16 protein-coding genes, 1 tRNA gene, 3 pseudogenes and 1 riboswitch are annotated in these 19,338 nt (G+C 66.6%); of the genes and pseudogenes, 7 read left to right on the top strand and 13 right to left on the bottom strand.

The window, feature by feature from the left end; genetic code table 11:
* Nucleotides 1-78: 78 nt before the first annotated feature.
* A pseudogene (locus ACIA5C_RS45990) lies at nt 79-336 on the bottom strand (tyrosine-type recombinase/integrase); the annotation flags it as partial.
* Between the two features lie 39 nt (nt 337-375).
* On the opposite strand from ACIA5C_RS45990, the pseudogene ACIA5C_RS45985 reads away from it, so the two are divergent.
* From ACIA5C_RS45985 to ACIA5C_RS45975, 3 genes and pseudogenes are all read left to right on the top strand, one after another.
* Nucleotides 376-695 (top strand): annotated as a pseudogene (locus ACIA5C_RS45985) (Scr1 family TA system antitoxin-like transcriptional regulator).
* A 514-nt stretch (nt 696-1,209) separates the two neighbouring features.
* Nucleotides 1,210-2,769, top strand: a complete 1,560-nt coding sequence (locus ACIA5C_RS45980; protein WP_396067155.1) for a PD-(D/E)XK nuclease family protein — start codon at nt 1,210-1,212, stop codon at nt 2,767-2,769.
* Between the two features lie 29 nt (nt 2,770-2,798).
* Nucleotides 2,799-3,563: a hypothetical protein gene (locus ACIA5C_RS45975; RefSeq protein WP_396067153.1), complete on the top strand. Its 765-nt coding sequence runs from the start codon at nt 2,799-2,801 to the stop codon at nt 3,561-3,563.
* On the opposite strand, the gene ACIA5C_RS45970 is transcribed toward ACIA5C_RS45975, so the two are convergent.
* Together ACIA5C_RS45970 and ACIA5C_RS45965 are read right to left on the bottom strand one after the other, a co-directional pair.
* A complete protein-coding gene (locus ACIA5C_RS45970; RefSeq protein ID WP_396067151.1) occupies nt 3,521-4,639 on the bottom strand; it encodes an ImmA/IrrE family metallo-endopeptidase in 1,119 nt (372 codons plus the stop codon). The genes ACIA5C_RS45975 and ACIA5C_RS45970 overlap by 43 nt on opposite strands.
* A 615-nt stretch (nt 4,640-5,254) precedes the next feature.
* Nucleotides 5,255-5,893: pseudogene (locus ACIA5C_RS45965) on the bottom strand (DUF5753 domain-containing protein).
* A gap of 133 nt (nt 5,894-6,026) precedes the next feature.
* Between ACIA5C_RS45965 and ACIA5C_RS45960 the strand changes: the two are divergent.
* Nucleotides 6,027-6,794 (top strand): CHAT domain-containing protein, encoded by a 768-nt coding sequence (locus ACIA5C_RS45960; protein WP_396067149.1) that lies wholly within the window; start codon nt 6,027-6,029, stop codon nt 6,792-6,794.
* A gap of 296 nt (nt 6,795-7,090) precedes the next feature.
* Here the strand turns inward: ACIA5C_RS45960 and ACIA5C_RS45955 are convergent, their stop codons facing one another.
* The gene (locus ACIA5C_RS45955) at nt 7,091-7,465 is read right to left on the bottom strand and encodes a hypothetical protein (RefSeq protein WP_396067147.1); all 375 of its coding nucleotides are present in this window, start codon (nt 7,463-7,465) and stop codon (nt 7,091-7,093) included.
* A 2-nt stretch (nt 7,466-7,467) separates the two neighbouring features.
* Nucleotides 7,468-8,091, bottom strand: coding sequence for a hypothetical protein (locus ACIA5C_RS45950; RefSeq protein ID WP_396067145.1), 624 nt, complete (start codon nt 8,089-8,091; stop codon nt 7,468-7,470).
* Nucleotides 8,092-8,253: 162 nt separating this feature from the next.
* Between ACIA5C_RS45950 and ACIA5C_RS45945 the strand changes: the two genes are divergently transcribed.
* Nucleotides 8,254-10,731 carry a tetratricopeptide repeat protein gene (locus ACIA5C_RS45945; RefSeq protein WP_396067143.1) on the top strand — a complete coding sequence of 826 codons (2,478 nt, stop codon included), beginning with the start codon at nt 8,254-8,256 and terminating at the stop codon, nt 10,729-10,731.
* 112 nt (nt 10,732-10,843) lie between these two features.
* On the opposite strand, the gene ACIA5C_RS45940 is transcribed toward ACIA5C_RS45945, so the two are convergent.
* Nucleotides 10,844-11,365 (bottom strand): hypothetical protein, encoded by a 522-nt coding sequence (locus ACIA5C_RS45940; protein WP_396067141.1) that lies wholly within the window; start codon nt 11,363-11,365, stop codon nt 10,844-10,846.
* Between the two features lie 50 nt (nt 11,366-11,415).
* Between ACIA5C_RS45940 and ACIA5C_RS45935 the strand changes: the two genes are divergently transcribed.
* A complete protein-coding gene (locus ACIA5C_RS45935; protein ID WP_396067138.1) occupies nt 11,416-11,928 on the top strand; it encodes a hypothetical protein in 513 nt (170 codons plus the stop codon).
* A 116-nt stretch (nt 11,929-12,044) separates the two neighbouring features.
* Here ACIA5C_RS45935 and ACIA5C_RS45930 read toward each other — a convergent pair whose 3' ends face one another.
* The 3 genes from ACIA5C_RS45930 to ACIA5C_RS45920 form a co-directional block, all read right to left on the bottom strand.
* Complete coding sequence (locus tag ACIA5C_RS45930) at nt 12,045-12,398, bottom strand: hypothetical protein (protein ID WP_396067136.1); 354 nt, start codon at nt 12,396-12,398, stop codon at nt 12,045-12,047.
* A gap of 151 nt (nt 12,399-12,549) precedes the next feature.
* Nucleotides 12,550-13,143 carry a hypothetical protein gene (locus ACIA5C_RS45925; protein ID WP_396067134.1) on the bottom strand — a complete coding sequence of 198 codons (594 nt, stop codon included), beginning with the start codon at nt 13,141-13,143 and terminating at the stop codon, nt 12,550-12,552.
* 537 nt (nt 13,144-13,680) lie between these two features.
* On the bottom strand, nt 13,681-13,890 hold the full coding sequence (locus ACIA5C_RS45920; RefSeq protein WP_396067132.1) for a DUF397 domain-containing protein: 210 nt from the start codon (nt 13,888-13,890) through the stop codon (nt 13,681-13,683).
* A 352-nt stretch (nt 13,891-14,242) separates the two neighbouring features.
* Between ACIA5C_RS45920 and ACIA5C_RS45915 the strand changes: the two genes are divergently transcribed.
* Nucleotides 14,243-14,545, top strand: a complete 303-nt coding sequence (locus tag ACIA5C_RS45915; RefSeq protein ID WP_396067130.1) for a hypothetical protein — start codon at nt 14,243-14,245, stop codon at nt 14,543-14,545.
* A 24-nt stretch (nt 14,546-14,569) separates the two neighbouring features.
* On the opposite strand, the gene ACIA5C_RS45910 is transcribed toward ACIA5C_RS45915, so the two are convergent.
* From ACIA5C_RS45910 to ACIA5C_RS45895, 4 genes are all read right to left on the bottom strand, one after another.
* On the bottom strand, nt 14,570-15,097 hold the full coding sequence (locus ACIA5C_RS45910; RefSeq protein ID WP_396067128.1) for a hypothetical protein: 528 nt from the start codon (nt 15,095-15,097) through the stop codon (nt 14,570-14,572).
* 94 nt (nt 15,098-15,191) lie between these two features.
* Nucleotides 15,192-16,094 carry a helix-turn-helix domain-containing protein gene (locus tag ACIA5C_RS45905; RefSeq protein WP_396067125.1) on the bottom strand — a complete coding sequence of 301 codons (903 nt, stop codon included), beginning with the start codon at nt 16,092-16,094 and terminating at the stop codon, nt 15,192-15,194.
* 627 nt (nt 16,095-16,721) lie between these two features.
* Nucleotides 16,722-16,908: riboswitch (cyclic di-AMP (ydaO/yuaA leader) on the bottom strand.
* A 1,005-nt stretch (nt 16,909-17,913) separates the two neighbouring features.
* Nucleotides 17,914-18,468 (bottom strand): GNAT family N-acetyltransferase, encoded by a 555-nt coding sequence (locus ACIA5C_RS45900; protein WP_396067122.1) that lies wholly within the window; start codon nt 18,466-18,468, stop codon nt 17,914-17,916.
* Nucleotides 18,469-19,254: 786 nt separating this feature from the next.
* A tRNA-Pro gene (locus ACIA5C_RS45895) sits at nt 19,255-19,328 on the bottom strand.
* Nucleotides 19,329-19,338 lie beyond the last annotated feature (10 nt).

Here is a 19,338-nt window from a genome sequence, read left to right as displayed (position 1 = left end):
ACGGGATCATCACGCAAGCAGAGCAGCTCACAGGCGGTACCGCAACGCCGCCACGGACCCATTGCGGAGCAGCGCTGATCAGGCGACCTGCGAAAACTCGCCCGTCTGATGCAATTCCTGAGAGTTGTCATAGCGGCGGGTGGTGCGCGGGTCTGCATGCCCGAGGAGGTCTTGCACCGCGTGCAGCGGGGCCTTTTCCAAGCCCGCGGTAGCCACGGAGTGGCGCAGGCTGTGCACGCCCCGGTGCTCTGCGCCGGGGATGCCGCCAACCTTGCCGACGCGCGGCACAAGGCGGAACACGGCGGGCCGGTCGAGGCGGCGCCCGGTCCGGGTGACGAAGCGGCACTCCCCGACGGCGTCGCAGGCCCTGACGTAATGCGCGAACAGATCCAGTTACTCATCGACGTGGCGAGCCGAACCAACGTCACCGTCCAAGTCTTGCCACCCGGCGCCGGCGCCCGGCTCGGCATCGGCAACTCGTTCTCCTGCTGCGCCTACGCGGGGAGCACCTGCCCGGCGTTGTCTACCTAGAACAGTTCGGCGACGCCTACTTCCTGGACGATCCCAAACGCGCCGACCGCTACCTGGAGGTGATGACCACCCTCGCCTTGGCGGCCAAACCCCCGGCCGACACACCCGCCACCCTCCAAGACACGCTGAACGCCATCGAAACGATGTCAGCGGGCAGCAGGTGAAAGCCGTCCTGACCGCCGGCGGCGGGTTCGCGACGACCGTCGCAACCATCCTCGGCTTCGCGGGCAATACCGGCTCAGCGACCCCGTGACCCTCTGCGCGCTCGGCGCCATCTGCGCGAGCGCTGTGGCCACGCTAATAGCGGCGGCCGTCGTGACTCGGCGGCCATTACCGCGTCGCCCGGGAGGAGCCAGCGAGGCTGGTATCTGGCGAACCAATCCAGCAGGCCAAGAGCCATCCTGAACACGTACGCCAGAGAAACTCCCGGGCCGGTCCTCCCGCGTGTTACGGCCTGGCCACTGACACGTGCCCAATTTCCGCACCTGCCTGTGTCGGGACGATTCTCCTCCGTGGCCAGCGCCCCGGACGGCATGTGCCAAGGGCCCAATAGCCGGAACGCATCCGCCCTTCGGCGACTTACCCGCAGCGGCCAAATATGGCATGGTCGACTGTGGATCGGAGGCGAGCATGGATTCTTGGCGTCCAAAAACGTTCGGCCTCGCACCCTGCACCCTCGTGAAGATCACCGCGTCAGATGTCGACAGCGCCGAGCGATGCCCGCAGCAGGGGTACGTGAAATCCCGCAAGCCCTCTCGGATCGTCGGTCCGCTCGCCTGGGAGAAGAGGTGGGACGCCGATCCGATCCCGCTGAAGCACTTCCTCACCGCCCTCGGTGCCTACCTGTACAGCGGCTCTCTTCCCGAGCGGGATCGGATGTCACGCAGTCGCCGCACCTATGCCCGAGCTCATCCTGGAGTGCGGACGTTCCTGGATCACGCGCTGGACAACTACCTGGACTTCCTGGGCAGCCGGGAGCGGCCGGGGATCCGTGCCCGCTATCTCGGGTTCGACACCGAGTTCCGAGTCGCGAGAGGTGGCGCTCTGGCAGTGTGGGCGCCGGTCTACGAGATCGGCCCGGGGCACGTCGAGGTCCACCGGCTGCGGATCAGAAGAACCCACCCGGAGCTCACCGGGTGGGCGCAGCTGGCGGCCTACGCCGTGAGTCAGGCGCACGGGGCGGCGTCGGTGTCCGTCGTGGACGTCAGCCTTTATCACGATCCCGCTGTGGCCCGGCACGAGTCCGTGCTGGTGGACCGGATCTCGGCCGGCGAGGCCGAGGCGATCTATCTGGCCGATGTCCGGCCTCACGTCATGGCGACCGTTCAAGGCGGCCCGCCGTCGACCGGACACGGTTGCGGGGATTGCCTGGTAGCCGGTGTCTGCGACGCTCTGATCCCGATGGACAGGGCATTGATGCAAACCGGGCCCGGCCCCTACCTGCGGTCGATCTCCGCGAACGAACTGTTCGTCTACGAACGGTGCCCCGCGCAATGGTTTCTGGAGAAGAAGACCCGACTGCCGTTGGTGACCGATCGGGCGGACAACGCCGCCACCAGCCGGGGCCGCGGCGTGCACGACTGGTTGAAGGTGGCGCACCGCCGCGGCCGGCCCTGCACCGCAGACGACCTCCCGCTGCCGGCCGATCGGAGCCCGCAGCATGTCGGTTTCACCGCTCTCGATGATCAGCAGTACGCAGCGGCGTTCCCGTTCCTGCTGACCCACCTGGAGCAGTGCCCGCTCGCCGGCGGCGGGGAGGTTCTGGTCGCCGACGAAACCCTCTACGGCTGGGACGCCACCGCCGACACGGTGATCGCCGGCCGCCCCGACCTGCTGTACCGGCGCGACGGGATCCTTGTGCTACGGGAGACCAAGTCCACCGAAGGACCGGTCGCGAAAGATCCGGACGACGCCCGGGACGGCTTCGATGGCATCGTGTATTGGTGGCTGAGGATGATGCAGGCTGGCTACCTGCAACATTTCGGGGCAACAAGCGGCCGGGTCGAATTGGAGATCCTCGGGCCCGACGAGTCGATCTGCCACAGCTACCCCACCGACGACGAAGATCTGGAGATCATCGCCGAAACCCGGGTGCGTCACCTGGTCGCCGACTGGCACGCGGACACGACCTGGGCGAGCCGGTCGAACCCATTGTGCACCAGGTGCCCGGTAGCGGTCTGGTGCCCCGACCGCGACCAATACGCCACCCGCGTGGCCGCGGCCGGAACGCCGTTCTGATGACCCGGCCTCCGGTACCGAGCCCCCAGATGTTCCTCGGCCGGCGCGTGCGCGCCGTGCCGGACCGGTCGGCAGTCACCTCCATCGGCCCGCGCCACTCCTTCGGCGGCAACAAGAAGCCGAGCGGCGACGACCCCTCCGAGCACATCGCGGTCGACGCTGGCATCTTCTTCGCCGTTGGATCGGCGCAGAACATCAACGGTGTCGTGCGTTTCGGCGACCACTACCGGGGGCGGGCGGCTACATCGGAGGTGGTGTGGGATGAGGTCACCCGTAAGGCCAACTCGACCGACGTCAGCCAGCGGCCGATCATGACCGCGGCCCGCAGTTCCCAGCGGTACCTATTGGCCGGCGGCCGCGTGCAGAGGAAAGAGCTGGACCCGTACGCGTCGGCGGCCTTGCTGGAAAGCGTGCATCAGCAGCTCGTCCAGCTCGACCGGGCCCAGCACGGGACCAGCGACATCGGCAGCATGGAGAAACATTCCGGTGAAGCCGAACTGATCGTCCTGGCACAAACCGAGCACATCGGTACGTTGCTGACCAACGACGCCGGGGCCAGTGTGGTCGCCGCCAGCCAGCACCCAGCGATTCGCGCCCTGAACTTCGCCGACGTCCTTATGGAGTTGACCTGCGCCTCTGCCGGCGAGATCGATGCGGCCACCGCCACGGTCACATTCGAGCACGCGTGCACCATCTCCAACATCACGGCCACCGCGAAGCCGCGCGACCCTGCCACGTTCTTCGCCTGCGGTCAGAGCGGCGAGCCTGGCTCTGTCTGCTCGCGCTGCGCCTGAGCCGCGCTGGCGTGCTGCGTCGCGAGCCAGCCCCGGTCGGCCAGACTAGCGGCGGTCTCTGCCTCGTCGGCGTCAAGAATCGAGGCCACCGCCGCTACCGGGACAAGGCCCTGTTCGAACAACTCTAGTGAAGCCTGCAGAAGCCATACCGAGGCGCTCGGCTCATGCTGCGCTTCGTTCAGTTCGCTCCAGATATGCCCTAGCCCGGCCTCGTTCATCATGGCGGCGACGTTTGCCGCATGCAGACGTTCTGCCTGCTCCTGGTCCACCAAGCCGAGATCGCGCAGCGTGATCACCGCTGCTTGGCGGCTGATCCCGAAATAGAGCATGAACTCACACAGCGCCCGGCTCTCACCGCGCCCCCGGTACGAGTTCCAGATGCGGCGGGCTTGGCTGGACGGAACCAGGAAGTGCCGGGCGAAGTGTTCAGCGCGCCGCTCGACGTCGACCTGGCTCTGCTCAGTGTCGCGGTCGTTGATGAACACCATCGCCGAGTCCTGGTACAACACGTGGCACAGCTCGTGCGCCAGGGTGTAACGCTGACGGGCCCACCGGTCGTGAACCCGGATCACCACGGCGGCTTCCCAGCTGCCCCGGGACTGATCGTGCACGGTGACACCGTGCAAGCCCTCGGGCAGGCGATCACTGAGTTCCACTGGGACCCCTAAGGACTCGATAAGCCCCGCGATGTCTTCGATCGGCGCGTCGGGATCGCCGAGACCGAGTCTGGCCATCATCGCGCGGACCTGCTCCGCCGTGCGCTGTCCCGCCCGTGGAGCATAGGCATGCCGCGAGACCATTCTCCGAAGCCGTGCCAGCAGATCGGCCCTGCCCAGCGCATCCGCGCCGAGCCACGACGTCACTAAGCGAGCGGCCTCCACCAGTTGCACTCCCCGCTGCTGGACTACGCCCGCATCGGTCGCCGGATCGGCCAGAATGCCAGCTCGTAACGCAACCCCGACACTGGTGGCAGGATCGACGGCACCCACCAGGACGGGAACAGGCACCTGCGTGAGCGTTGAGATCACCAGGTACTGCGCGGCCGACGGCGCCTTCTCGCCCTCGAGTGCATTCATCAGCCAGCCTGGGGACTCCCCTAAGGCGTCTACAGCTCGGGCCTTTAACGACTCGCTGGTCCACCGCGCCGAGGACAAGGCACTACTCAGAGCGGCGTGCCATTGATCCCCCGGTCTGCCGGCGTTCACGCTCGGTGCCTCCCAGCCCCAACTTCGTGCCAGCCTACGACGCTGCCGTCGGGTCTATGGGATCTGATCCCAAACATTCACTTCGTCGATGACCCGACTGACCACCTAGCGATACTCTAGTACAGATGTTCTACACAGTCCATGCTTGCGTAATCACGCAGGCACGCAAGGCAACCTGCTGGCTGACGGCACATCCTCGGCCGAATACACTCAACGATGCGGTCCTCCGCCGATGACGCCTCGGCGAGTCGAAAAGCCGTGCCTGCGTGCCTTCAGACGGCATACAGGCAGTGGCTGCTGCAGGCTAAGCAGCCCCAGGGCTGGCAGCTGAGGGACGACACGAGACGGCGCGGCACTCAAGCGCAGGGCCGTCTCAGTGCGAGCGGCGCTACAGCTCGGCGTTGTCCCCGCAAATGTCCTTGCCGGGAACTGATGCCGGAGGACGTACTTGCCCGCGGGTGTTGCGGTGGGTCATCGAGGCGTGGGTCATCGAGGCGGTAATTGATCCAGTGCGATGGCGGTGATCTCCAGCGCTGTGAAGGCTTGGCAGAAGTAGAGGGACCGTTGAATGTCGTACTTGTAGAAGACACTCCCCTCGGGGTTCTCCTGATAGACCACATGCCCGTCGGCGGCATCCTCGAACTCCAGGATCACGAAAGGCCCTCTCATGGCGGGGTAAAACCCGGAACGCAGCGGCATGATCTGGATAGTGACGTTAGGCAGTTCAGCCGCCTGCGCCAGCAGTTCCTCGAGCTGTCGCGCCATAAGCGACCCGTTCGTGGACTCCGCCACGGCCGGCCGGCACAGCGCCGCCTCGTCGATCACGAACAGGGCTTCGGGGCCGTCCGGCTAAAGAATCAGGTCACGGCGGGCTTGGCGGGCGGCGACGCGCTGCTCGATGATCTCGGCGGAGCAGGTCGCGCCAGCGTATGCCTGCAGTACAGCGCGGGCATAGTTCTCGGTTTGCAGGGGACCGGGGATCAGTTGTGGTTCGTACTGACGGATAACCCGGGCTGCCTCCTCATGCGCCAGGAATTCGCCGAAGGGCGGCGATAGCGCCGAGGCGTAAGTCTCGGCGAGGGTGCTGGCCAGGCCGTACTGCGCGGCTTCGACCAGATGATTCACTTCGGCACGGTCAGTGAGTCCATGGTGCTGCAGAAGTCCGGTGAGGTCGGCAATGTCGACGCCGACAAGTCCATCCTCGATGCTGGCGGGACAGCTGGCTTCGGGCAGTCAGCTACCGCCCCGGGGCGTCACCGTGAACCTGCAGGAGAAACTGGGCGCGTTCCTTCTGCCAGACCCGCAGATCTGGGCGGGCACACCGCAATCGCCCCAGTCCGTGGTGATCGTGCCGGACTCACGGCTCTGGCAGATCCCCTACGGGGCATTCATCCGAGCGGGTGTCCATCTGGCCGACGTGGCCGAGGTAGTTCTCACGCCCAGCCTGCGGACGCTGCAACTACTGTTGCGCCGTGCAACGGCCGAAGCGGCGCGAGCCGCAGAACATCCGGCCTTCAGCCACCTCGACGCCACGTTGCCCGGCTTTCTCGCTGAGCGGACGGCTCTCGACGCGTGGCCAGGGGGCCATCACGACCTGGCGAATCCCGCCGCAGCCGACCCGCGCGGCGCCCTCCTGTACGTATCCGGTCACGGAACCGGAGCCGGTGCGACGTCGCAATTCGGGGTGGCGACCGTCTCCCTCGACGCCCTTTCCGCCGGTGGCCTTCCGCGGCTGGTCGTTCTCAACGGCTGCTGGAGCGGTACGGCGGCCAGCAGGTTCGGTCAGGATCCATTGAGCCTCGCGGTCGGCGCGCTGCTGGGAGGCGCCGACACGGTGATCGCGGGTATCGGCCAGGTCGGAAGCGAGCCGTCCGCGAGGGTAGGCACCGACTTCGTGAACCTCGTTCGGGACGGGCTGCCGCCGGCAGCCGCGCTGCGTCTGGCGCAGTGTGGGCTACGTGATGCGCAGCCCGATCTAGGCCCGTTTGACTGGGCAGGGCTCTGCGCGATCGGAACCGGACACTAGTTACCGATCAGAACGTTAGGGGTGCGACTCCCTTCGAGCGCGGAGGGTGAACAAGCCGTGACCAGCAGAAGCTTTGGTCACGGCTTCTCGTTCCCCATGTCTTTCCCGCGTTCCCGCATGGTGGGAGCAACGCTCCGGTGCGCGCTTCCGTTCTGCGGCAGCGTTTCCGATCCCGGACCTTGCGGTGATCCTTCGCCGCCCCGGGCCATGGCGTGCGGTACACCTCCGACCGGTCGGCCCTTCAGGCCGCTTGAGCGGATGGGCGATCCTTCCAGGGCTCGCGCACCAGCGTCCCGCTATGACCAGCAGTTTCCGGACCAGCTGATTCGGATCGCGATGATCGGTGCGATCTCACCACCGCGGTCGTTCTCGGGCGGGAAGCAGCCGACCGAGCCGTCAACGTGCTTGACGTAGACGACGTCGTCGTGTCGGGTGTTGACCAGGGTCTGGGCGCCCCGGCTGACGGTCAGGTTCTGCCATTCGGCAGTGACGTCGCGGAACTGGCCCGTCTTGTGCCACAGCGAGTCGTCGCCAACCTTGTAAAGGCAGACGTACGGGTAGGCACAGTCCGTGAAGTCGGACGAGTCCGCCGACGCGGGTGTCACGGCGAGCGCGCCGACAGCAGCGGTGGTCAGGACTGCTGTCAGGGCGCCGATGAGACGTGGACGCATTGTTACTCCATTCGATCGCAGGTGGGGATCTGGCCGTTGTGACCGGCGGGCACCGTCAGGCCGGCGTAGACCCAGGCGGCGTACGGGCCGGACGGCTGGGGCGCGGCGAGGGAGTCGTTGGTCTTGTTGGTGTGCCAGCGGATGCGGAGCCATTCCGGCCCGGTGTCGTCCGTCGGATCGGGGTCGAAGTCCGTCTTCGCCCGGCAGTCCGCCCAGACCGTCACGTTGTTCGTGACGGCTCCGACGTGCCAGCCGTCGGCGCGGCCGGAGGAGCGGATGAAGACGCCGTGGGGGGCATCGACGATGGTGAACGGGGCCGGGCCGTGGACCGGCGGCGGAACGTCCGCATACTTCTGTGCGAGCGCCTCGGCCTCGGCCCGGGTCTTGCCGGTCGTCTGCTGTGTGAACTGGCTGGCCGTGACGGTGATGCTGCCGCTGCCGTTGTTGACGTACTGGTTGTTGTTCTGGCCGCCCTGGTTGACTGTCTGTCCGCTCGGGTTCTGGCCCGGGCGGCTACTGCTGGCCGAGACGGCCCACAGCACCACGCTCACCACGATCGCGAGCACGGTGCCAATGGACCCGACGACGGTCCACCTCAGTGTCTTGCTCGACATGCTTGCCTTCATGCCGGTTCTCCTTGTCGGACAGATGACGCCGGGGTTTGGCGTCAACCGCGCCTGGATACGGTTGATCCGTGACGACAACTGATCTGGGCGTCACCTTCGACCCTCCGCGGCGCGCTGGGCCGATCACTGGGCCGTCCGCTGGGCCGATCACTGGGAATTTCGATGGATGAGGCCGGCGTCCCTTCCGAGCTCACGTTCCGGCTGCTCGGGCCCTTCGAGATACGACGCAACGGCGTCCCAATCGAGATGAGGAGCAAGCCCAAAGCACGCCGAGTGTTGTTGCTCCTGTTGTTGGAGCGCCGGTTCATCACCGTCGAGGAACTGCTCGAGCGGCTGTGGAAGGACAACCCGCCGCTGATGTCGACCTTGCAGGAGTACGTCAGCGACCTGCGCAAGGACCTCCGCCCGGACGGTCATCTCCTCGAGCACCGCCGCGGCTCGGGCTACCGCATCGAGGTTGACCGCGACACCGTCGACCTGTTCCGGTTCGCCCGGCTCGTGAAGGATGGCCGGGCCCTCGCCGATCGAGAGCCACGGCGTGCGCTGGAGTTGCTACGAGAGGCCCTCGAGCTCTGGACCGGCGATCCGCCCGTCGACCTGTTGACGAACTGGGACCCGCGGGCAGACCGCAGGGCAGCCCAGGAGTTAGTCGATCGGCTCGAGGCGGAGGCCGGGAACGCGCCCGGTCAGAGCCCGCGATCCGTTCCGCGGCTCGACGAGCCGCCACCCAACTTTGCCGGCCGGACGCGGGAACTGGCCGAACTCGACCGCCACGTCGACCCCGCCGGCCCAGGCGGCGCGACCCGCGTCATCGTCATCGACGGCCAGGCCGGAGTGGGCAAGACCGCCCTGGCTCTGCAGTGGGGTGCTCGTGTCGCGGGCAACTACCCCGATGGTCAGATCTCACTGAACCTTCGCGGCTTCGACCCGACCGGCACCCCGCTCAAACCGGAGACCATCGCACGGCGGCTGCTGGTCAAGCTGGGCGTGGACGAGCGCGGTCTTACGCCGGACCCGGAAGACCTGCTGGATAGATACCGCGCCGAGCTCGCCGGGCGCAGCGTGCTGCTGGTGCTCGACAACGCCGCCAACCTTGAGCAGGTCAAGGCGCTTGTCCAGGTCTCGTCGACCTCGCTGGCAGTGGTCACCAGCCGGCGCCGGCTGGACGGGCTGGCGGTCCTGCGCGGCGCCCGGTTCGTGCCGGTCGAGCGGCCGGATTCGGACGGGGCGGCCGACATGCTGCGGGGCCATCTCGGCGGCGTGGAGCTCGATGCGAGCGTCGCCGACACGATCGTGGCCGCCTGTGGCCGGCTTCCGCTCGCGCTGGCCATCGCCGGCGCGCGGATCAGACGGTCCGGCCGCGACATCGACTCGACCGTCCGCAGCCTCGCCGAGCTCGAAGGGTTCGACACCGGCGACGAGACGACCAGCCTGCCGGTGGTGCTGCGCTGGTCATACGCGCGGTTGTCGCCGATCAGCCAGGACCTCTTCCGCGCCCTAAACCGGCACCCGGGCCCCGAGCTGACCATCGGTGCGGTCGCCGCCGCGGCCGGCCGGCAGGTCTCCGACGCCGAGCGGTCGCTCGCCGAGCTGAGCGAGATGCGCCTGCTCGAGGAGGCAACCGCCGGGCGATACACCTTCCTGGATCTGATCCGGAAGCTCGCCATCGACCTCGCGCGCGACGACGACGCGGAGCAACGGATCGCGGGCGTAGCTCGCGTGTTCGACCACTATCTGCACACGGCCGATCGGTGCGCGACGCGGATGCGCCCGCATCGTCAGCCGCTCCCTCTTGACCCACCCGTGGACGGCGCCGAGCCGATCACCGTCGCTTCGGAGGCGGCGGCAATCGCCTGGTTCGACGTCGAGCTTCCGGTGCTGCGCCGGCTGGTGCTGCGCTGCGCGCAGCTCGGGCAGCCCAAGCGCGGCTGGCAACTGCTCACCACCATGATCGACTACCTGGACTGGCGCGGTCACTGGAGCGACTGGATCGAGCTGAGCGAAGCCGCACTGCGGGCCTGCGAGGAAATCAACGACAAGGCTGGCATGCCGCGCTGCCTGCGCAGTCTCGGCCGCGCGCTGGTGCAGGTCAGCCGGTTCGAGGAAGCCGAGGAGCACCTTCAAGCGGCCCTGGCTCGCTATCAAGCCATGGCCGATGTCGACGGCCAGCTTCGTCTTCACCACGACCTCGGCTATCTCTACGACCAACAGGGCCGGATCGAAGCTGCGCTGGGCGAGGCCACTCGATGCTGCGACCTGGCGGACACCCACGGCATCACCCAGGAAAAGGCGAACGCCCTCGGCGGCATGGCCTGGTGTCTGGTGCGCCTCGAGCGCTACTCCGAGGCCCTTCCGTGCTGCGAGCAGGCCATCGCGTTGCACCGCGCCGCAGGATTCCCGCACGGCGAAGCCGCCGCGCGGCACACCCTCGGCCTCGCGCAGGAAAAGCTAGGCGACCACGATGAGGCGCTGCAGAACCTCGAGGAGTCGGCCACGCTGTGTCAGCGAGCCGGTGATCGCCCCAACGAGGCGATGATTCTCGAGAAGATCGCATCGCTGCGCGCCGCGCGCGGCGACAACGCCGGCGCCGACAGCGCCCGAGCCAGAGCCGCGCACATCCGCCGCGAACTGGAGGTGTGACGGTCGGCGAGTCAGATATCGCGCGCTGTCGCACGCAGCAGGCTTGGCGGCGCCTAGCATGATGCCGAGAACCGGGTCGGCTCCCGGCATCACGTTGGTCCGCCATGTCGAGCTAGGCGGCGGTGCCGTCCTCCGGCGCGGCCGGATCCTCCCCACCGGGTTCACAGGCTTCGCCGTCGATGGGCGTCACCGACGACGATCCCCCTCGGTGCAGCTGGTCGCGCAACTCCTGCTCCGGCTTGGTGTGCGAAGCGGACTTCTGCTGCCGGGTATCGATGATCACCGCACGGACCTCGACGCCGTACGCCTTCGACGCGATCTCGGCGCCCAGCTTGACCTTGTTGGTGATGCTCTCGGCCATCTCGTCGTCGGTGTAGGCGATCCCGACGTAGTAGACGACGCGGGCGTCCGCGGCGACGGCATAATGAGGCGCCTGGGAGAGGACGCCGTCCCAGAACTTCGAGCTCGAGACCAACTTCAGCTCGATCTGCGCACGGGCCGTCCAACCCTGGGCGAACTCGAGGTCGACCGGGCCGCGGCCGGAGTCCGCTTCGCCGGCGAACGACACGTTGTTGGCCTGGCAGTAGTGGCGCACGCAGCTGCGAAAGATCGCCTGAACCTTCTTCTCGGCCACCGAGACGCCGCCGTTCCAGAACAGCTGCCAGTCCCCTGGCGCTCGACGGCGTGGCGGAAGTTGTCGATGAGGCCGGCGACGAATTCGGGGAACTGCTCCGGCTCGTCGGGCACGAAGATGCGCTTGGCCATCGCCGCGATCTCGCCGCCCAGCTCCCACGTGCGGGAGCGGAGCTTGGGATCGTCCGCCAGGTGGTACAGACGGTGGTCCTTCTGCTCCAGGTCGCCCAGGTACTCGGCGACGATGTCGGGATTCTGTCGGGCGAGCCGGGCCTTCTCGACGCTGGAGAGGCGCCGGGCGACGGCCCAGTTGAAGTGCATGCGCAGGTCTCGGCGTGGTTGGTCCACGCCCAGTCCCAGAAGCCGTCCTGGGTGACGACCGGCATGTCCTTGAGGAACCGGTCCGGCACGAGCAAGACCGGGGCGGGCCGCTTGACGAACGGGTTGAGCGGCAGCTCGACGGTCTGGTCCTGCCACATCGCCAGCTCAGCACTCCAGGCGGCGTTGCGAACCCGGAAGGGCCGCATCGCGATCCCGTGTCGGCGTGCGACCTCCTGGGTGTAGCGGATGAAGTAGCTCTTGGCGATGTTGCAGACCGCGTCGCTCATCCGGTCCAGACCCATGCCGCCCTGGAACAACACGAGCATCTCCATGTGCTCGACGTTGTCGATGCCGAGCCCCTAGGCGGTCCGCACGCCTTCCAGCATGCCGGCCTGCAAGCCCCGGCCAGAGCCCGAGCCGTGCGGGGAGCCATTGGCGACGCCGAGGCAGAACTCGGACGGCTCGGGAAACATCAGCAGCGCCTCGGCCTTTTTCCAAGCCAGGGAGGCCGTGTTACCGCCGGAGGCCCGCACCAGGTCGAAGACCATCGCGAAGAAGTCGAGGATGTGGTCGTGCGCGCCCGCCCACGGCGCCTTCGCGTCGGGGTAGATCAGGAACGGGTCGACACACAGCGGAGTGTCGGCCGGCAGGAACGGGTCGAACCAGTCGTCGACCTCGGTCTTCTCGACCTCATAGAACTCGGAAAAGCGCACGGCAAGGGAGGCCTAATGACCTCCGGGCGCGCGCTGGTGACTTTCACGCGGGCGCGCCGACGCACGGCGCTCTTCCGCATGAAAAAGCTCACGACTCCTACAGATAGAAGACGGTCAGGAAACCGACACCCCCGTGGGAGCGCCAGGTCGGCTACTCGTCCAGCTCGGACTCGAACAGGTAAGAGCCGAGCGCCCCACGCTCCGGCCAACGCCTCGTCTTCACCCACTTGGCCTTCATCTGGTTGTCCCGGCACTCAATCGTCAACCGCGACAACGCAGCCACCGTCTGACGAATCGCCCCGCTCGTGTCCTCCTCCGCCGCCACACCAACAAGCTGGAGGTACTCGTCCCGTCCCGGCTCGAGAACAACCTCCCGCCGCGCCGACGGCACGTTGTCGTCGCCCACCCACACCACCGTGTACGTCTCTGCAGGATTCTGACCTCGAGGCGTAAGGGTCAGCCATAATGGTGCCGGCGACGACACCTTCATGTACGGCATCTGCGCCTCCGGGCTCCGCGGATCTCGCACACTGAACGCGGCCCGCACACTCTCGGGCCGGAAGTGCAGCAGCAGCGCCCGCCGGCTGTCGTCCGCCGCGGCCTTCGACGCCTTCGCTGACAGGTAGGCGAGCGTGGTCGAAGCTACCGAGAACCAGCCCGTGATGATCGGAATATCCTCAGTTGCGATGACTGCCCGCCAATGATGATGAGCAGCAATCGAAATCCCAGCCAGGACAAACATCACCAACAAAACCCGATACCGGCCAGCAGGCGACCACGCCCAGCACTCTCCATGCCCGCCGATCCTGCCAGAGGACACAGTGGAATCGCCCCAGCCGTTCAGCTGGCCGCCGACTGGGGCTCACGCGCACAAAGTCGGCAATTGCCGGCCCCCGTCGCGGGTTGCACGGCCACCAACGAGCCCGATCATCGCCGGCCGGTCACCGGCGTCTCTCTGTCGAAGAGAACCAGGTACCTGCTTCCTTTACGGCATGGCACGCATCCACCGCAGCCCATATGCCGGCAGATGATTCGCGGCCCACAGGCGACCGACACAGCCAGACCTTACGACAGTCGCATCGGACCCTTGGCGATTGTTGTGCCTGGGACCGCTCTGGACGGGTCCGCAGACCATCTTCGCCCTGATGTCACCCTGCGAGGCAGCAGTAGGACCCTCGTTCGTGACTGAAGATGACATGAATCCCCGCCCGGGTCTGAGGGCCTGTACTCAGTCGACCGTTTTTAAACGAAGTCGCCGATGGCGAGCGTTTGCCCAGCGAGCCTACGCCTCGGAGTTACCGGCGAGTTCGTCGCCTTTGATCGCGGTGATGAAGTGCTGCCACGCCTGCGGGTCGAACGCCAGGGTGGTGCCGGCGGGGTCGGTGGAGTCACGCATAAGTATGTGGCTGGTGGTGTGAGCAACCTCGACGCATCCGTTGTCACTGCAATACGAGCTCTTTCGCCAGTTCAGGGGCTGCTCTGGCCTCGCCATACGTCTCCTCGGTCAGGCCGCTGAAGTCGCCCGGCGGCGTACCACTGGTCCGTGACCCCGCGCTATGTGAGGCGTGGCGGCGCCAGCATGAATGCGGGGCATTTCGAAGCATTGAGGGCTGCACGACGCGTGCAGTCAGACGTATGATAGCGGTCGATGTCACCCTGCGCGAAGGGGCTGTCACCCCACGGTGAGGTTGAACCTTGTCGCCTGTTCGTGCGTTGAGCATGAATGGTCAGACCGGGTGAAGAGCTCGGAGGGCGATACCGGCAGCCGGGTGTCGGCCTTAGAGTCGGCATGACATTTGCGCCGCGCCAGAGGTGACGCGAACCAAGGTCCCTGAGGGGGTTGCATGAGCCAGAGTGCTTTGGATGATCGCGTGCAAGGCGTCGACGAAGATCCGCCCGAAGCGGACGCCGGCGCTGATGTGGACGTCGACACCGGCCAGCCACCCATCCGCGGCGCGGTTTACGCCATGGTCGCCGGGATTCTGATCACGGCGGCGGCCAGGGGCGCGGCGAAGCTCGCTTCGTCGGCGGACGTGTCTTCGCGCTGGGGTGTTGCCACTGGGATCTCGACGGCGATCCTGCTGACGATTATCGCGGGCTGCGCCTCCGGATACGTACTCGGCAAGCTGCGGCGCGGGCGTGGCTAACACACCTCCCGCGCCGCCGTCCATCTAAGACTTCTTTCTGCGACCCTTCTTGTCAGCTGTCGTTTTCTTCTTCCCCGATCCCGGCTGGGCCCTCGATTTCGCCTGCGGCCGGGCTCTTGAGCCCACTTGCGGCCGGGTCTGCTTGGCGGCCTCGCGCCGGGCCTGTCTAGCTGCGGCGGCCTCGAGTCGTTTGACCTCGAGTTGTTTGGCCTGTTTGCGGCGAATCATCCGGCCCTTCACGCGCCGGTAGGCGAAGCCAGTGCCGATGACACCGAGGCCGCTGCCAAAGACCGAGACGGCCCAGCCCACAATGGGTTTCAGGTTGAGGTGATCGTTCGCGAGCAGGTGCACGGCCCAGCCTCCTATACAGCAGAGCACTGTCACTGCAACGAAGACGGCCGTGAAGACGAACACGGTCCGGACCGCGGTTGCGGTGTCGGTGGCGGCGCTGCGTGCCAGGTACCACATGAGCTGCGCGACAAGATCGGTCGGACGTGATCCGCGCGGTGGAGCCTCTACTGTGTTGCGCTTGGGCCATGGCTCCTTCGCCACCTGTGCACCCCCTCGGCGACTGCTCGGATCCCGTGTTCGGGCTCTACACCGTCCGCCGGGCCGGGCCCCGCGGAAGGCGGCTACGCGGCGTCGGTCAATCGACGGCGCGTAGGTCTTCGATGACGCCGTCGATGAACCTGTCGGTCTCGCTCTCGGGCAGCGACAGCTTCTGCAGGCCGTAGAAGTAGGAGGTCCGCTCGACGACCTCGTCGTTCTCCTCGCGCAACACCAGGTCTCCTCTGGTCTCCAAATACAAGGCGCTCTCGGTTTGCCCTGGCGAGGCCCCGGGGAGCTCGAGAACGACGAACGGATCTCGGATGCCCGCGTAGATCCCGGCCCGGAACGGGGCGATCTGCATGTGGACCTGCGGGTGGCCAGTCAGTTCCTTGAGCCGTTCGAGCTGGCCGATCATGATGTCGTTCTTGCCAGGCGATGATCCCACCCACCGGCGCAACGCCGACTCGTCGAGAATGACGCTCATGATCGGCCCGTCCGCGCGTTCCAGGAGCCGCTCCTGACGTTCGATACGGGCCTCCACGATCTGAGTGATCTCCGGATCGTCGGCTAACTCGTCCTGAGCTCGTAGCGCCCGGACCACCTCGCCGGCGTACTCGGGCGTCTGGAACAGGCCCGGGATGAGTAGAGGATCGAACTGCATGAACGAGATCGAACGTTCCTGCAGGAGGAAGAAGTTGCGGGACTCCTCGTTCAGCACGGACGCGTACTTGCTGTAAGGCTGGCGCCTGCTGCTACTGGCCCGGGCCTGTTCGACAGCAGTCTTGATCTCTTCCGGATCGGTCACTCCGTAGTAGGCCAGCAGCGCCCGCAGATCGGTCTGCGAGATGCCCACCTTGCCCTGCTCGATGCGAACCAGTTTGGAATGCGACCAGTCGAGTACGGTTGCCACCTGCAACAGGCTGTCGCCTTTGTCGAGGCGAAGTTGCTTCAGCCGCAGGCGGAGGTGCCGTCGTCCGACGACGGGGTCGATGTCGACCATGGACTACCCCTCACATAAGGTCACTGACGCACCTGCTGCACTATGCCATCCCGAACAGTGCTGACTGCACTGTGCATTCCGGTCGGTGCATGTCTGTGACTCGAGTCACATAGGGTGGCGTTTAGCAGGAGCGAAGCGCACGGCGGTGCGCTTGTGCAGATTATCGCAAACAGGGTCAGTGCAGACTGCACAGTGCTGATCAATTGACAGACCTCACTGTGAGTGCTGACCACACGTTCGGATCCACGGCAGACTCGTGACGGCAACATGATCGACGAGAGAGGCCATACGCCGGGCAGACCGAACCGAAAGGCGCATTCGGCACGCCGCGCAGACATATCAGCCCGAGGTAAGCAAAGGCGCCCAGCGCACCGGTCGGCGGGGCCAGCGCTCGCGGCGCCCTCGGCAGCAGCGCCGGCCGCCCCACCGATGGAAAACCGCCGACAATGGCCCGCACAAAACAGTCGCGCTCTAAAAAAGCCGTCGGCGAGGACATCCCGACCGCAACGGATCCTCGCTGAACCCACGCCTGAGGCAGCCAGCATGCGGAACTGAAGATAAGCAAGCCGGGGACCCCCGTTCGTGGGTCCCCGGCTCAAAAAACGACTCGGCGCCGTTTCGGCCAGGACACGAATCCTGCGGCGCCTACCAGGTTAGCTGTCGGGTTCGGGCTCGCTGCCCTACAACGTCTAAAGAGGTCGACTCACCCCGCAAGCACTCTCACCCACCAAAACAGGTGATCACAAGCCCCCCACGAGTGACTCCCCTGACCCCGACGCAGCCCTCGCTTGTGAATCATCGGCCGACATCTCTCCACAAGCCAACCTTCCCGCCAGATTGGTGATGGCGAACTCGGCCAGCCTCGACACCACCAAACGGGCCACGGCCGCCCGCCGACGCGAGGTCAAGCAGATGCGCGGACGATCCGCCGGGCCAGATGCAGCCTCATCCCTGGCCTGACCGACCAGGTCCACCCTGGCGGCCAGCGGACGGGGTCCGAAGCGGTACTTCAGACCGCGAGCCGGCGCCGCCCATCCGGAGGCCGATCTACGGATCAGAAGGTTAGGGGTTCGAGTCCCTTCGGGCGCACAACGGGATCAAGGCCGTGGCTAGCGGAAACGTTGATCACGGCCTTTTCGTATCCCATTTCGGCCCGCGATTTCCCGGATGGTAGGAGCGGGGTGCTCCGATGGTGCTCTTCCGATTCCGCGGCGTCAGATCCGGTTCCGTACCGGCCGATGTCTGCGCGTCCAGGTTGGTCCAATCGGCTGTCGGGCCAGAGCCGCCAGCTGGCGCCCCCGACGTAGCGCCGCCCGGCACGCACCAACGGTTCTGCTCGGGTTCCCGGCACGCGAGCGACCGGCCACGGCCGCGACCGCCCGGCTGACACCGGACCGAGGAACCCATCAACACATCAGCGAGCAGACGAGCCGGCGGCCGGCAGACGCTGCGGACACGACCGCAGCACTTGCCCAGCCCGGCCGACGACACCCCTTCGGGCACGGTATTCAGTGCACGATACGGACGCGCCTCGGCCAAGCCGCTGCGCGGTGAGGCAAGTTAGCGACGGGCTCGACGAGCGACATGCGCGAATCTGTGGGCGACATCAGCCATCGCAGGTGCACGGATTTGCCGATGAGCGGACGGCGGTCCCTCCTTCGTGACGGACGATGACCGTCATAGGCCTGGCGACTGGCGTCCCGTGAAGTCACTCCTCGTTGGAAGCGGCCCAGGCCACCAATGGCTGTCACCGGAACCGTCATTCGTTCGTTCGGTGTCCGGGTGGGCCTGGCGTCGCCGGTAGGACGTTTCGCCCCGGTCAGGTTGCCGGCGGATGAGGCACGGGCGTGATCGTGGGCTCCGGGTCGTCACGCAGCCGGCTGTACAGGTATCCGTCGCGCCATGCCCCGTCACGGAACTCACACGCCCGGACCACGCCCTCGAGCTGAAAGCCGGCCTTCACCAGGGACTTCTGCTCGGCGGCGTTCTCGGAGTGCGTCCCGGCCTGGATACGCTGCGCCGGGCTGTGGCTGAACAGGTAGTCGGCAAGCAACGCCTGGGCTCGCCAGCCGATGCCCATGCCACGCCATTGCGGCAACAGCGCGATGCCGATCTCCCAGTACGGTGCCATGCCGCTGTAGACGCCCTGCCTGTAGCTCACCAGCCCACACGCCTGCCCTCGCACATCGACGATGAGCCGGCCGTCCCGTTCGCCGAGGTATCCATCCTGGGCGAACCGGCGGGCCGGCTGCTGCGCGTCCTTGAACCCGGACCAATCCAGCCCTACCAGGTACGGCTCGGTCGCAAACCGCCGAAACATCTCCAGGTCCGACTCCACAACCGGCCGCAGCCGTAACCCGCCTCCGCCCGTCACAGCGGCCGATGTTAGCCCTGATCGTCGAACGGATCTCCGACGCGGACCCCCGGGCGGAAATCCCGAGCCGACGTCTGCGAGGAGCCTGCACGGATCTGCCGCAGATAAGGCGCGGCATCCACCACGCTGACATCCCGTTGGCCAAGGTCATCTGACGCTGGCGGCCGGCTCCATAGCGGACGAGGCAATGAATCAGCGGGTCGGGACTGTTGGCTGTAGTACCGCTGGGCCAGGTTCGGTGGAAGCAGATTGGGAGCAGCGGGGTGCTCTGAACGGCGTCGAACCGCGTTGAACGCGCATCAACGGCTCTCAACGGCACCGGCGTTTGTGCTGGTCGTCGCGAAGTCACTGGTCAGAGCGTTTTGCGGACCCCGTACGACCAGGACCAGCCGTCGCTGACCGCTCAACGCGGCGATCACGGCGAAGGCAACGAAGGGCGCAGGTCAGGCATCCGCCGTCGGCGTGGTTGACGAAAGTCGCCAGGCCGGGTTTTGGGCGGTCGGGTTTCGCCCGTGGCGAGGAACGCGGCAACAGCTTCCATTGCCGACCCTGCCGTGGTCGCCTCGTCGCCGCGCCCGTCTCCCCCGGTCCGGGTCGGGACGCGTCTTCTAGCGACAGCACCAGGTAGATGGGAACCCGGTGGCGCGAGCCGCGCGTTAGGGACGCCGGGGATTTTCGCGGGCGACGACGGCTCACGGTGGACGGCAAAAGCGGGGGTTAAGTGGGGGTGCGATCTTGAAGAGCAAAACGGTGACCTGCGTTTTCGCAGGTCACCGGCTTGTTTTGTCGGGCTGACAGGATTTGAACCTGCGACCCCTTGACCCCCAGTCAAGTGCGCTACCAAGCTGCGCTACAGCCCGCCGCCCCAGC

This window comes from Actinoplanes sp. NPDC051343 (assembly GCF_044455125.1).
Classification (GTDB): Bacteria; Actinomycetota; Actinomycetes; order Mycobacteriales; family Micromonosporaceae; genus Actinoplanes.
This window is presented reverse-complemented; position numbering and strand designations above follow the sequence as displayed.